The organism is Flagellimonas hadalis (assembly GCF_007785775.2).
Classification (GTDB): domain Bacteria; phylum Bacteroidota; class Bacteroidia; order Flavobacteriales; family Flavobacteriaceae; genus Flagellimonas; species Flagellimonas hadalis.
The window spans coordinates 148,273-162,336 of record NZ_VNIK02000005.1; the positions used below are offsets into that span (position 1 = coordinate 148,273).

At 44.7% G+C, this 14,064-nt stretch carries 11 protein-coding genes; 4 read left to right on the forward strand and 7 right to left on the reverse strand.

Annotated elements, in window-relative coordinates:
- Position 1: 1 nt before the first annotated feature.
- Genes ybeY through FOT42_RS18315 form a run of 3 tightly spaced genes read right to left on the reverse strand, consistent with a single transcriptional unit; the run spans position 2 to position 3,882 of the window.
- Complete coding sequence (gene ybeY / locus FOT42_RS09655; RefSeq protein ID WP_151890365.1) at positions 2 to 421, reverse strand: rRNA maturation RNase YbeY; 420 nt, start codon at positions 419 to 421, stop codon at positions 2 to 4.
- The gene (locus FOT42_RS09660; protein ID WP_226789846.1) at positions 402 to 3,692 is read right to left on the reverse strand and encodes a hypothetical protein; all 3,291 of its coding nucleotides are present in this window, start codon (positions 3,690 to 3,692) and stop codon (positions 402 to 404) included. Before FOT42_RS09660 ends, ybeY begins: the two co-directional genes overlap by 20 nt.
- Positions 3,601 to 3,882 (reverse strand): hypothetical protein, encoded by a 282-nt coding sequence (locus tag FOT42_RS18315; protein WP_226789847.1) that lies wholly within the window; start codon positions 3,880 to 3,882, stop codon positions 3,601 to 3,603. The genes FOT42_RS09660 and FOT42_RS18315 overlap by 92 nt, the downstream gene beginning before the upstream one ends.
- A 95-nt stretch (positions 3,883 to 3,977) precedes the next feature.
- Between FOT42_RS18315 and gltX the strand changes: the two genes are divergently transcribed.
- Both gltX and FOT42_RS09670 read left to right on the forward strand, forming a co-directional pair.
- Positions 3,978 to 5,492 (forward strand): glutamate--tRNA ligase, encoded by a 1,515-nt coding sequence (gene gltX, locus FOT42_RS09665; protein WP_151890367.1) that lies wholly within the window; start codon positions 3,978 to 3,980, stop codon positions 5,490 to 5,492.
- Between the two features lie 86 nt (positions 5,493 to 5,578).
- Positions 5,579 to 6,505 (forward strand): SPFH domain-containing protein, encoded by a 927-nt coding sequence (locus FOT42_RS09670; RefSeq protein ID WP_151890368.1) that lies wholly within the window; start codon positions 5,579 to 5,581, stop codon positions 6,503 to 6,505.
- Between the two features lie 68 nt (positions 6,506 to 6,573).
- Here the strand turns inward: FOT42_RS09670 and FOT42_RS09675 are convergent, their stop codons facing one another.
- The 4 genes from FOT42_RS09675 to FOT42_RS09690 form a co-directional block, all read right to left on the reverse strand.
- The gene (locus FOT42_RS09675; RefSeq protein ID WP_151890442.1) at positions 6,574 to 6,789 is read right to left on the reverse strand and encodes a DUF6327 family protein; all 216 of its coding nucleotides are present in this window, start codon (positions 6,787 to 6,789) and stop codon (positions 6,574 to 6,576) included.
- 2 nt (positions 6,790 to 6,791) lie between these two features.
- Positions 6,792 to 7,136 (reverse strand): hypothetical protein, encoded by a 345-nt coding sequence (locus FOT42_RS09680; protein ID WP_151890369.1) that lies wholly within the window; start codon positions 7,134 to 7,136, stop codon positions 6,792 to 6,794.
- Between the two features lie 3 nt (positions 7,137 to 7,139).
- Positions 7,140 to 7,469 carry a YtxH domain-containing protein gene (locus tag FOT42_RS09685; protein WP_151890370.1) on the reverse strand — a complete coding sequence of 110 codons (330 nt, stop codon included), beginning with the start codon at positions 7,467 to 7,469 and terminating at the stop codon, positions 7,140 to 7,142.
- A gap of 295 nt (positions 7,470 to 7,764) precedes the next feature.
- The gene (locus FOT42_RS09690; protein ID WP_151890371.1) at positions 7,765 to 9,450 is read right to left on the reverse strand and encodes a glutamine--tRNA ligase/YqeY domain fusion protein; all 1,686 of its coding nucleotides are present in this window, start codon (positions 9,448 to 9,450) and stop codon (positions 7,765 to 7,767) included.
- Positions 9,451 to 9,712: 262 nt separating this feature from the next.
- Between FOT42_RS09690 and FOT42_RS09695 the strand changes: the two genes are divergently transcribed.
- Positions 9,713 to 11,974, forward strand: coding sequence for a T9SS type B sorting domain-containing protein (locus tag FOT42_RS09695; protein ID WP_151890372.1), 2,262 nt, complete (start codon positions 9,713 to 9,715; stop codon positions 11,972 to 11,974).
- A gap of 6 nt (positions 11,975 to 11,980) precedes the next feature.
- Entirely contained in the window at positions 11,981 to 14,059 is a 2,079-nt protein-coding gene (locus FOT42_RS09700; RefSeq protein WP_151890373.1) for a PorP/SprF family type IX secretion system membrane protein, read from the forward strand.
- Positions 14,060 to 14,064 lie beyond the last annotated feature (5 nt).

Sequence of the window (14,064 nt, forward strand, 5' to 3'; positions counted from 1 at the left end):
TCTATTGTTCCACGTGGAACATTTTAATTTTCTCTTCTTCCTTTCTTCGCATTTCAGCCTTTTCTTCAACAGTTTTATCTCCATACCCCATAAGGTGCAATAAGCCGTGTGACATCACCCTGTGCAATTCATTTTCGAAGGCAACGCCAAAAGCATCGGCATTCTCCTTCACTCTATCCGTTGAGATAAATATGTCGCCTGAAATGGTCTTTCCTTTCGTGTAATCAAAAGTGATAATATCCGTAAGCGTATCGTGGTTCAGGTACTGCTGATTGAGCTCCAACAAATAGTCATCCGTACAAAAAATATAGTCAATCTGGCCAGCAACAAAAGATTCAGATTCAAAAACTCTAGTTATCCAATCGGAATACTTGGTCTTATCAGCCAGAATAAAATCAGACTTAAAATGGAACTCGATCATTGTCAAAATACACTTTTACCTTCTTCTCAAAATTTTGCCGCAAAGGTAGTGCTTGTCTGTTTAATATCTCAATGTCGTTCTGCTTATCTTTAAGCAGTTCTGGCTTGGTGATGATGGGATTGGTATAGTCAATCTTGTTCCCGGTGCTCTCTCGCTGTTCTTTCATCCCCTGTTCCATGGCCGCATTTTCCAACTTCATCAATTGGTGCTGGATGTTGTTTACCTTCGTACGATTTCTTTCCGTGATACCATTCTCCAATAGATCGTTCTCGAAATCTTCCATCTGCAACAATAGCTTTTTGGCCAGATCTTGGTCTTCTTTGCGAATCATGTCCTGCAATTGTTCCTCCAGTTTTTGTCTGAGGTATTGTTGTTCTTTATAGATTTCATAGATCTCACTCATACCCATTTCATCGGAACCATTGCTGCGATTTCCTTCAGCTTCGCCATTCTCGTTTTCCTGTCCATTCTTTCCTTGTTGACCCTTCTCTTTTCCCTTGCCTTCATCGCTTTGTTCCTTTCCCTCTCCTTGGGAACCTTGCTGGTCACCCCCTTCTTTGGGTTTACTTCCCTGTTGTCCCTCACCTTCCATTTTATCTTGGATGCTTTGTTGGCCTTTGATGATGTCCGGCAATTGGAAATCTTGACCGTCACTGCCTCCCTGGCCAGAGCTCATGTTCTGTTGCATGTTGTCCAGAATGTTCACCAAAAAATCCGCCAACGCATTGGTCGCATTCACCACATACTGCTGATACGATGCCCCTTGATAGATTTGGTTCTCCGAAATGCTCTCCAATGATTTGTCAATATTGTAATACACCTCAGTGATCTGCTCATTAACAAACTCGGACAGTTCCACCCTTCGCAGGGACAAAGCGAACAAACTGTCGTCCACATGCTCAAACAGCCTCCTTAAATTCTGTTGGTCCTTGACCGTTTTGGAGAACTGGGAAATATCCACATCCGCACTTTGTAGATTATCAAAAAGGGCTTCTTGCTTGAATGAAAATGTGACCAGATTGTCCAGGATCTGTCGCAACATTTCGGCATCTACAGCGTCACTTGAACCACCACCGCCTCCAGCACTTTGTTGTAAAGCTTGGCTCATTTCCTTCATTTTTTGGGCTGCAGACTTCTGCTTTTTGGAGGCATTGTTCTGCGACTTCTGTTGCAGATTCTGCTGTGAGGATTGTTCCTGCCCTTGCTGTTTGTTGATTTCCTCCAGCGCATCCTTCTGGTCTTGCTTGATGGATTCTGTTTCCTTTTTGCTGGTATTGAGCCCTACGGGTTTTTTAAGTTCTTGGTTGTCCTTCTCCACTTCCCTGATTTCCTTTTCAAGCTGATTGAAATCCTCGTTCAACTTTTGCTGTTCCTTATCCGAAAAATCTTCTCCAAGTTTGAGTTCGGATAAGGTGTTTTGCTTTTCAGAAAGTTTATCTAGTTCTTTTGCAATTTGGGCCACTTTTTCAGTAACGTAATATCTTTTGGTAAGTTCCAAGATCTGTTCTAGGTTTCGGGTGTTCTTTCCTTGGTTCTTACCCAAATCTTCCAAGCGTTGTTGTAGCTCTTCCTTATTGATCTTATCGGCCAACTTATTGAGCTCATCCAACAACGCGGCATTCTTCTGTGCTTCCTTTTCTTGTCGCTCCAAACGCTCTTGAAGCAACTTCTTCATTTCGCTGTCCTCATTCTTGCCAATGCTTTCGTTGAGCTCATTGCTGAACTTCTTCATCAACTCCTCTTGTTGCTGCTGCTTTTGAAGAAAATCCTTGATTTGGTTCTTGTCCTCAAAATTTAATGTCCGTTCTTCCTTCTGCTCCTGGTTCAGTTTGGACAATGTCTGTTCCTGTTCCTTGAACCTCTCCAAAGAATTGCCCATTTTGGACAACGTGGAGTTTTGAAACTCCAACTCTTTGTTTTTCAGTTGGTTATCGTCCCAAAAGGTGGCTGAAAAAGTCTGGCTTTTGGTAACCTTCCCACCTCTAATACCATCATTATCAACAACTTCGAAGTAAATCTTATAATCTCTCCCTCGTTCCAACTCTAAACCTGAGGGAAAGGTGTAATAAAACTGATGGACATTGGTGCCAGGGCTTTCCAAAGTGACCCTCTGTACAGCTTCATTTTCATCACTGGGGAAACAGACCACTCTAATAGATCGGATGCCATAATCGTCCGCAGCTTGACCGGTATAAAATGATTGGTTTGGGCTCAGCGAATCCAAAACCTGCTCTACCCTGACCGTGGCACTTGCATCTTTGACAATATCCAATGAATACGCCAACCGCTCAAAATTGGAAACATGTTCATTGGCCGTAGTCAATTCGTAATCAAAATGATTGAAGAACCTATTGCTGAATGTAAACTTGTCTTCATCCTTATTGAACCCTTGGACGGTGTCCTTTGTGGCCATATCGATTCGACCTATATGTAAACCTTCAATCTGCCAACTCACCTTCGTTCCTTCGGGAATGGTAGCATTACCCGTTCCTGTGATGGTTTCCGATGGCCTGTTGAGATATTTTGGAAAATCCAATTGCATTACAAAATCCGTCAAGGCGGGTGTAGCATAACTTTTGATCGTATAGTTTTGGGAATCCCAGCCGTTCGCAGTGAGGTAAAAACTGGTTTCGGCAACAGGCGCCTCAAAGGTATAGGTGTAAATCCCGCCCTCTTGTTTCAACAACAATTCTTTACCCTCAACGACCATGAAAACCCTCTCCGGCCTCACATCCCCCTCGACACCAACTTTCACTGTCAGAGGTTCACTGTCCAACACTTCAAGTTTGTCATTCAATATGCTGAAAGCGAATGGTGCTGGACGCTCATAGGCCAAATCGTAGTTCACTACGCGATCGTAGGAGTTGAAAAAAGAAACAATATTGCCCGTCACCCAAATAAACCCAAGCAGGACCAATGGGATAATGATATACTTGGCATACCGATAGCTTTCCTTAAAATTGATGGCCTCAGAAAAAGGAACGGTACCGAGGTTCTTGGACCGTTGTTCGATGCTGGCCATCAAAAGATCCGATCTATTGGGGTTCTCTGAAAGCTCGAGCAGGTTATACAATTTATCATCGACTTGAGAAAAATGCTTTCCGATCAGTTGGGAGGCTTCCTTGTTTCCGATACCCTTCCGTATCTTGAACAAATACAGCAAGGGAACAGCGATGAACCTATAAAGCAAAAACAATTCCACCAACACGAAGAGCCAAAACAGCGCCAATCGCCATCCTTGGTTCAGCCACAAGAGAAATTCCAAAGACATGACTACAATCCAAAAAAGTAGTCCCAAACTCAAAAAAAGGAGTGTTCCCTTGATCAATTGCTTGGTATAAAACCTTTTGGTAAAGCTTTCCAGCTTGGTCAATATGTCCTGATAGCTGTTCAAAATCGATGTTATTTGCCACCAAATTACCTGATCCTGAATTAATCAGAAGAAATTTTTTGTTAAACATTGGACGGATTGGCCCCAAAACAAAAGCAAAGGCAACCTCAATCTACTTCCAAGATAGGCCATCACAATGTATCTTTGCAGCACAACTACTATAGCATGAGTGAAAAAGTAAGGGTTCGTTTTGCCCCTAGCCCCACCGGGCCATTGCATATCGGCGGTCTGCGCACCGCACTGTTCAATTACCTCTTTGCCAAAAAGAATGGCGGGGATTTCCTGCTTCGGATTGAGGACACGGATCAGAACCGTTATGTGGAAGGTGCAGAGGAATACATTGTTCAGGCCCTCAACTGGTGCGGCATCCCTTTCGATGAAGGGCCAGGCAAAGAAGGTGCTTATGGTCCCTATCGCCAGAGCGAACGCAAAAACCTGTACGAAGCCTATGCCTTGGAGCTTATCGAAAAGGGGAAAGCCTACTATGCTTTTGACTCTTCGGAAAGTCTGGACAACCACCGAAAAGACCATGAGGCCAAGGGAAAGACCTTTATCTATAATTGGCATAACCGATTGAAGTTGGTCAATTCCCTCTCACTTTCCAAGGAAGAGGTACAACAAAAACTGGATGCTGGGGATGAATATGTCATCCGTTTCAAATCGCCAGAGAATGAACAATTGTTGTTGAACGACATCATCCGGGGAGAGATCAAAATAGACACCAACATTTTGGACGACAAGGTCCTTTTCAAAAGTGATGGCATGCCCACCTACCACTTGGCCAATATCGTGGATGATCATTTGATGAAGATCACCCACGTGATCCGCGGTGAAGAATGGCTGCCCTCTTTGGCACTCCACCAACTGCTCTATGATGCCTTTGCATGGAAAGCTCCGCAGTTTGCCCATTTGCCCCTCATCATGAAGCCCGTCGGTAAGGGCAAGTTGAGCAAACGTGATGGGGAAAAGGGTGGATTTCCCGTTTTTCCTTTGTCATGGAACGAATCACAGGGTTATCGGGAGGCTGGATTTTTTCCGGAAGCGGTGGTCAACTTTTTGGCCCTATTGGGTTGGAATCCAGGCACGGAGCAGGAAATCTTCACTTTGGAAGAACTGGTGCAGAGCTTCAGCTTGGAGCGTGTAAACAAGTCCGGGGCCCGTTTCGACCCGGAAAAGAACAAGTGGTATAATCAGCAGTGGATGCAGCTGAAAAGCGATACTGAACTGGCTGAAATATTCTCCAAAGACCTTTATGAAAGATTGGGGGAAAGAGGCAAAAACTTCAATACCGATTATGTGACCAAAGTCGTTTCCCTCATCAAGGAACGGGCAAGTTTTGTGTCCGAACTATGGGAATTGGGGAATTACTTATTTGAATCCCCATCTTCTTACGATGAAAAAGCAGTGGGCAAACAATGGAAAGAAGACACCCCTGAAATCATGCAAGCCATTGTTGGTATCTTGGACGGCATTGAACTTTTTGATTCAGCATCCGTTGAAGCCAAAGTGAAGGAATGGATATCCGAAAAGGAACTTTCCTTTGGAAAAGTGATGCCGCCATTGCGATTGGTCATTGTGGGTGAAATGAAAGGACCGCACCTGTTCGATATTATGGAGCTCATTGGCAAGAAAGAAAGCATCCATCGAATCAAAACAGCGATTTTGAAGCTCTCAAATTGATGGATATGTAACAAAACTTGACGAATGGCTACTCATGATGTACCAGAGTTTTGTAATTTCCATTCCTAACATAAAATCTAAACACTATGGGCAACTATTTATTCTTACCGATATTATTTTTTGCGCTTGTCATCCTGTTCAAGTTCTTTTTTATCGTAAAGCAACAGACCGCTGTGACCATTGAACGCTTCGGTAGGTTCCACAGTATCCGTAACTCCGGTTTACAAATGAAGATTCCGCTCGTTGACCGTATCGCAGGACGTTTGAGCTTAAAAATCCAACAACTTGATGTGATTGTAGAAACGAAGACCCGCGACGATGTTTTCGTAAAACTGAAGATTTCCGTCCAATATGTAGTGATAAAGGATAAGGTCTATGATGCCTTCTATAAATTGGAATATCCACATGATCAGATCACTTCATACGTATTTGATGTAGTGCGTGCCGAGGTGCCCAAGATGAAACTGGATGATGTATTCGTGAAAAAAGACGATATCGCCATTGCGGTAAAGGCCGAACTTCAAGATGCAATGTTGGATTATGGGTATGACATCATCAAGACCCTTGTGACCGATATTGACCCGGACGCCCAAGTAAAGGCAGCCATGAACCGAATCAATGCTTCGGAACGTGAAAAAATCGCTGCGCAGTTTGAAGGGGACGCCGCAAGAATCCTCATCGTAGAAAAGGCAAAGGCCGAAGCAGAGAGCAAAAGGCTCCAGGGACAGGGTATTGCCGATCAGCGTCGTGAAATAGCGCGTGGTCTGGAAGAATCCGTTGAGGTGCTGAACAAGGTGGGCATCAATTCCCAGGAAGCCTCTGCACTCATCGTGGTGACCCAACACTACGACACACTGCAGGCCATTGGTGAGGAGACCAACACCAACCTCATCCTGTTGCCGAACTCCCCACAAGCGGGCAGCGACATGCTCAACAACATGGTAGCCTCCTTCACGGCGAGCAACCAAATCGGTGAGGCCATGAAAAAACAGAACAAAAAGAAAGAGGAATAATATTTTTTCAACAAGAACAAAAAAGGCACCGAAATCGGTGCCTTTTCCATTTAAAGCATAAGAGTGGACTATTTAAAACTCTTTAGAATCTTGCTCGTCACAAACGATAGGGCCAGTTTTTTGGCTATTCCACTGAACCCTCCCAACAAATTGGTAGGATAGAGTTCCTCCTTGGTGCTCTGAAAGGCATACTTCAGTTTCTCCTCATCAATCTCACGCTGTAGCTGCAGGATTCTCATGTCCTGTTCTATTTCCTCAAACGAACTGTATTTTTTTGCTTTCATCATCAATCAAAATAAAATTCAGAAAACTTTCTCAACAAAGGGGACTCCAATCGTCTTCTAAATAAGTAAATGAACAAACCAATCAGTATATAAAAACCTCCTACCACAAGGAAACCTTTGGCATTGCTATCCAATAGATCTCCGATCCAAAAAGAGGCCGCAATGGAGAGCAAGAGCAGGGCCATGACGGCCATGGTCCCGATCAAGAGTACCTTTGCGGTGACCGTGATCCCTTGCATCATCGACTTAAAGCTCTTCAACCTATAGTATTGGAGGCTGCTGTCCACATAGGATCGGGCGCTTTCCTCGGCTTCGGCGATGTGTTCCTTGATATCGAACAAAGACATAGATTATTTTTGAAGTTGTGCGTTCTTCTTCCTTAGGTCTTCCAATTTCTTTTCCAAAGCTACGATAATGTCATCGGCCTTATAGCTCATATTGGACAAGGTGTCCTCCAGTTTTGCCTCAAATTCCGCTTTCTTCGCATCGGCAGTTTTTGTCAGTTCATCCTTGACATTTGATATACTTGCTGAAATATCGTCTTTTGCCTTTATGGCGCTGTTCTTGATTTTTTTTCTGGTCTTCTGCCCCTTGTCGGGTGCATATAGGATTCCAACCCCGGCTCCAACTACGGCACCTGTCAACAGGGCCACCAATACATTTCCACTATTATTTGACATGATATAAATTTTAAGGTTAATAATTCGTTTTCCATTTTGCACCATGATGTACAAAATACTTATGTCACTAAATTAGGCCAAGAAGAAAACCTAGCTTGATGCTATCCATGTAAAGATTGACGCTGAAGCTGAAAAATTGTGAAAAAATGAAAATAAAGCTCAATAACGCGTCTTTTCAGGTGAGTTTGAGGAAATGGGTCGCCCAAAAATGTAAGTACATAAAAAAGGCCCTGAGCGGGCCTTTTTCAATAGTTAAATGTTATGGTTGAAGCAACCATTATAGTTGTTTTCGATGCTATTCTTTTTGGTCCAATTTCGCCCAAGTGTCCCGCAATGGAACTGTCCGGTTAAAGACCAAATGCTCTTTTGTGGAATCTTTGTCCACATTGAAATAACCCATACGCTGAAATTGGAATTGATCACCGATCTGTACTTCTTTTAAACTAGGTTCCAAATATCCGGTAACTTTCTCCAAGGAATCTGGATTGATGAATTCCATGAAATCCTTGTCCTTGTGCGCACCTGGTGTTGGATCCGTAAAAAGGCGATCGTACAATCTCACCTCGGCGGTTACCGCATGCGGAATAGAAACCCAATGTAGGGTGCCCTTCACCTTTCGAAGGCTTTCCTCCGTTCCGGAACCACTTTTGCTCTTGGGGTCATAGGTGCACTGCACTTCCATAACATTTCCATCTGCATCCTTGGTACAGCTTTCGGCCTTGATGATGTAACCGTTCTTCAACCTGACCTCACCGCCGAGCTTCAACCTGAAGAACTTCCGATTGCCCTCTTCCCTAAAGTCATCCTGTTCAATGTACAGTTCCTTGGAAAAAGGAACTTGTCGGTATCCAGCGGATTCGTCTTCCGGATTGTTCTCAGCTTCCAACCATTCTTCCTTGCCCTCTTCATAATTGGTTATGACCAGCTTTAATGGGTCCAGCACCGCCATCACCCGAGGTGCGATCTTGTTCAAATGCTCGCGCACATGGAATTCCAAAAGGGAAACATCCACCACATTGTCACGCTTGGCAATCCCAATGGTGTCCGCAAAATTCCGAATGGACTCCGGGGTATATCCCCTTCTTCTCAGACCGGAAATAGTGGGCATCCTGGGGTCGTCCCATCCCGCAACTACGCCACTTTCCACCAACTGCAGTAATTTACGCTTGCTCACAATGGTGTGACTCAGGTTCCTACGGGCAAACTCACGCTGCTTTGGACGCAATTTATCTTTAGATACCAATTGGTCCAAAAACCAATCATAGAGTTCCCTGTGTGGTAAAAACTCCAAGGTACACAAAGAATGTGACACTTGTTCTATGTAATCGCTCTCCCCATGTGTCCAGTCGTACATCGGATAAATACACCAATCGGTATTTGTTCTATGGTGGGGTTTATGGAGGATCCGATACATCACCGGATCGCGCATCAACATATTGGTGGAGGCCATGTTTATCTTTGCCCGCAACACATGCTGCCCTTCCTTGAATTCCCCGTTCTTCATTCCCTTAAAAAGCTTGAGGTTTTCTTCAACGGATCGGTTCCTGAAAGGGCTGTCCTTTCCAGGTTCGGTCGGTGTTCCCTTTTGGGAAGCCATATCTTCGGAAGATTGGCTGTCCACATAGGCTTTTCCCTGCTTGATGAGTTCAACGGCCCAATCGTACAATTGCTGGAAATAATCCGATGCATAGCATTCCGTATCCCACTCATAGCCCAGCCAGGCCACATCCTCTTTGATGGCCTCCACATATTCCTTTTCTTCCTTCGCGGGATTGGTGTCGTCGAACCGAAGGTTCACGGGTGCATTGTACCGTAGACCCAAACCAAAGTTCAGGCAAATGGAGCTTGCGTGGCCCACATGAAGGTACCCGTTTGGCTCCGGAGGAAAACGAAACCTAAGACTGTCCGGTGAATACCCGTTTCTTAGGTCTTCTTCTATGATGTGTTCGATGAAATTCAGCGATCTAACTTCTTCAGCCATATCAAAATTTTGAAGCGCAAATGTAGCAAATCCGCTCATCATGGCTATGATTCGCGCTATAGAGTATACAAAGAAAGCCATTTCACAACACTTTTGGAGCCCCCTACAACAATATCTTTCCTTTCGACGAAAATAAAAACATCTTTGTTATTAGAATACTATACGATTAAGGCAACCAAAAGCAGCCTTATGGACTAATTACATTAAGGGGCACAAACTAACTAGGGCATTAATGCCCATAACCTCTTAAACCCTAACGGAGATGAAAACAAATGGTTCAACGTATAGCATACTGGTTCTGGCCATAGCTTTTATGCTATTTGGTGCCAGCACAGTACAAGCCCAAGTGCTGAACAAACCTGTACCAGCACCAAACCCAAACATTGGTAGTGACGACCCTTGGGATGCCGCCTGTGCCTCGGTCGGATACAACGAATATTACGTGAAATTTACGTGGATGCCTCCTATGGTTAGCTCCAATAACGAATTCATCTTGGAGCTTTCCGATTCGGATGGCTACTTCGGATCTCCTAGGGAATTGGCACGTGTCAGTGACAAAAACACCATACTGGATTTTAAATTCAAGTTCTCTTTGCCTACAGATACCCGTGGCGAAAATTTCAAATTTAGGGTTAGAAGTACCAGCCCGGCCAAGACCAGTCCAGCATCGGACGCCTTTTCCATGTACTTCATTGATTACAAATCTCCGTTGTTGATCAGTGAAAATGGTAGCGGATCCATCCCTTCTGGTGGTGAGATCCAAATCTGCGGTGGCGGTTCTGTGACCCTTAAGCCTCACAACATCCCAAATGCGGGGACCTACCGCTACAATTGGTATAGAAGTGGGACTCCACTACCTGAAAAAACCGAAAGTATTACGGTTTCAGACCCAGGCATGTACTATGTGGAACTGGACTACGGCTCTGTCTGTTCAGGTTCCGCAAACACACTTTCCAATACCATAACCATCGGCACCGGAACCAGCGCTGGCATTGCCCTCAATGGCCCAAGCAACGTGACTGTTTGCCCTGGCGACACCCATATACTTGAAGCCAATATCTCTGGGGGAGGTTACACCTATACCTGGTATAAGGACGGAAATGTCATAAGCGGCCCCACGGTCAATGCCAATACCTATACCGTTAACACAAGTACTTCAGGTTTTGAAGGTGCTTATGCAGTTGAAATAGGCGGTTCCGGAATATGTAAAGAAAAATCAGCAGCTGTAACAATATCAGCTACAGGTTCTTATAGTGTAACCTTGGCAAATCAAGAAAACATTGTGTTGTTGCCTTCACAGACCAAAACCCTATCCGTGAACACGACAGCGACATCTCCCACCTATCAATGGTACAAAAATGGCTCGGCCATTTCAGGGGCTACAAACAGTTCTTTGAATATCAACTCGATAGGGGAGTATTATGTGCAGGTGAGCCAAAACGGTGGACCATGTACGGCGGCCCCCATTGCTTCTGCTAAGACCACTGTGGTTTCTCCAGATTCGTTTGAATTTGAAATCGATTTTGTAGGCACTTATACAGCTTGCGAAAATACGGATGCAACCCTAAGTCTGACCGCTATCCACGCAGTTAGCGACAGCGGAGCGAAAACAGATGTTACCGCCGACCTGCAATCCTCTTTTACCTACCAATGGAAAAGGAATGGAAACCTCGTCAATGGTGAAACTTCAAGAACCATCACGCTCTCCAATCATGAGAAAAACGGTTTCTATTCCTTGGATGGAACCATAGATGCCTTCAATGCGTCATCCAACAGCATGGAAGTGAAATTAAAGGTCAACGAATTCTTACAAATAACTACCAATGGCACAGTACTTTGCGAAGGAGGCGAAGCCATTGTCCTTACCAGTTCCATGGACCTTTCGGGCAAATCCTTTGAATGGAAAAAAGATGGTGTTGTCATTGACACTTCTTCTGAAAGCTTGACTGCAAGCGAAACAGGTGCTTATGAACTTATCCTCAAAGAATACGATTGTCCGCTAGCTTCCAACAAAGTCAACGTTAGTGCCTTTGACGAGTCATTGTTGGTGCTGGACAAGCCCAAGGACCTCATCATCATAGAAGGGGAGACCAAAACAATCACTGCGAGTGGTGCCGATTCCTACGAATGGTATGATACGGGCAACAATTTGTTATCATCACAAGACTCTTATAGCTTCCAAATGGAAGGGGAATACCTTTTGGTCGCCAGCTTCGGAACTTGCACCGTAAGCAGGGTCATCACGGTCACCTACAGGGATATGTTTTCCATACCCAACGTCATCACCGCCAATGGGGACGGTATCAACGACCTTTGGGTGCTGCCCAATACCTATTCCCGGGACCCCAATGTTCTCGTCACCATTTTCAATGAAAGGGGGGAACAGGTTTTCAGCCAAGCGGGCTATGAAAACAACTGGCCACAGTCCACCACCTCGTTCAACAAACAGAGCATGATCTTCTATTACAAGGTCACCAGGGGTGGAAAAAGCCTGAAACAAGGAACCATAACTGTTATTAAATAAGCAGAAATGCACACCAAAAAACCTCTACTACTACTTACATCCATCTTGCTACTTGTCTTTTCCGGAATGCGCGGACAGGAAGAGGACCCTTTTGTACCCTACAACGTCCCTTCCCAGAACCTTTTGAAATTCAATAGGTTCTTGATAAACCCAACGTTTTCCACCGTTCGAGAGGACAAGTCCTATATCAATTTGTTTCACAGAAACCAATCGGTATCTTTTGATGACAACAATCAGGTCTATTTCTTGAGCTATAGTGGTAGAGTTAGCGATAGAAGTGGTGTGGGTCTGAGCTTGTTCACCAACCGTGAAGGGCTATTCAACAACTTTGGTGTACATGCCAACTACGCTTATGGTGTGCGCTTGGGGCTCAAGAGTTCCTTTACCTTTGGGGCCAATATAAGCTACTATCAAAGTGCTTTCAACCAGGATAGGGCAAACTCCATAGAGGACGATCCCTTTTTGAACACGTTGGAAAGTAGCTCTTTGGTAAGTTTCCAACCCGGTTTCAACTTTTCCGTTGGTCGGTTTGATATTGGTGGTTTTGCAGAAAATCTATTCGATTATAACCTGAAAACCAGTGAATCCGTCACCGAATTCAACGAAAAAACATACTCCGGACACCTACAATATACCCATCCGTTTGAAAACGGTAGGGGTATCATGGAGAGCGCCCGTTTAATGCCCTTGGCAAGAGTGCGAAAAGTGGGGGAAAATAATCTCACACTGGGAGGAAACCTGATTCTCGATTTGCCAAAATTGGGTTGGTTACAAGCAGGTTATGACGACTTCTATGGAGCATCTGCAGGACTTGGTTTCAACCTGACCAAAAACATTTCGCTCGGATATACCGTTGAAAAGGGACTTTCCAACGAATTTGAAAACTTTGGGGTCACCCACGAAATTTCCTTGGCCTATTCCTTTACGCCCAACCTTACCGAAGACCGGGTCATGTTGGAAAAAGAGAACGAATCCCTTGTGGAAAACGAAAATGTGCCACAGGATAGCCTGAACCTTACCGAAAAGGACTTTGAAATTGCCGAGCTCAAGGAAAAACTGGCCGAAAACGATGCCATCCTTGATGAGCTCTTGATGCGCCAAGACTCCATCGAGACCAATAGAAGGCAAGACTTGGAAAGAAGGTTCGAGACTGTGATGAAAATGGTGAAACGGGAGACCAACGGCCAAAACCCCGCCCTTGAGGAAAAGGCAAAGCAGCTTTACTTTAACAATATGGACACTGCGGATATTGTGTCCAGAAAGACGCAGCCCCTTTCCAACCATGGCCTGACCAATACAACAGCGGCCAAAAAGGTCATCCGTTTGAACGACAAGAAGGACGATCCACAATCCGCTGTGGTGGCAAATTCACCGGTAAAACAAGATAATATCAACCGAGCCGTAGCCAGCAACGGCAAAAGGGCGCGTTTCAAATCGCACAGTGTTCCCAATGTACAAAGCGGACACTACCTGATTGCCAATGTGTTCAGGGATTCCGAAAATGTCAGTGCGTTCATTGAAGAACTGCGCGCTCAGGGTATTGAGGCCAACTATTTTGAAAACCCAAAGAACGGGCTCAACTACGTCTACATCGGCGATTTTGAGAACAAGACCGAAGCATTGGATGCCTATAGAACCAAAATGAACGGAGCCTACGGTGGCGATGCCTGGATCATGAACGTCAACGGAGGAGATTCCACCATTGGTGGCTATACCGCCGTGGAAAATGGACAAAATTCCAAGTATGGAAACAGTGTACTACATAAAAACCTGGCCAACAAAGGGACCAAAGTGGCTTCTGGGGTTTCATACAGTTCAGACGCCATAGATGGGCTTCCTTCCGGCTTTTACATCATTGCCAATGTCTTTGAAACTTCATCAAGCGCAACGCAATTTGTAAAAGAGCTGAATGCAAAGGGGCTGAATGCCAGTTACTTCATCAACCCAAATGACAAGTTGAGATACGTGTACCTTAAAAAGCACGAAACCTGGGGCAATGCACTTACCTCTTATTATACAAAGCTGAACGCTTCGTATGATGATGAGATGTGGATCTTGAGAATTAAACCTAACCGAACCGTATAGACCAA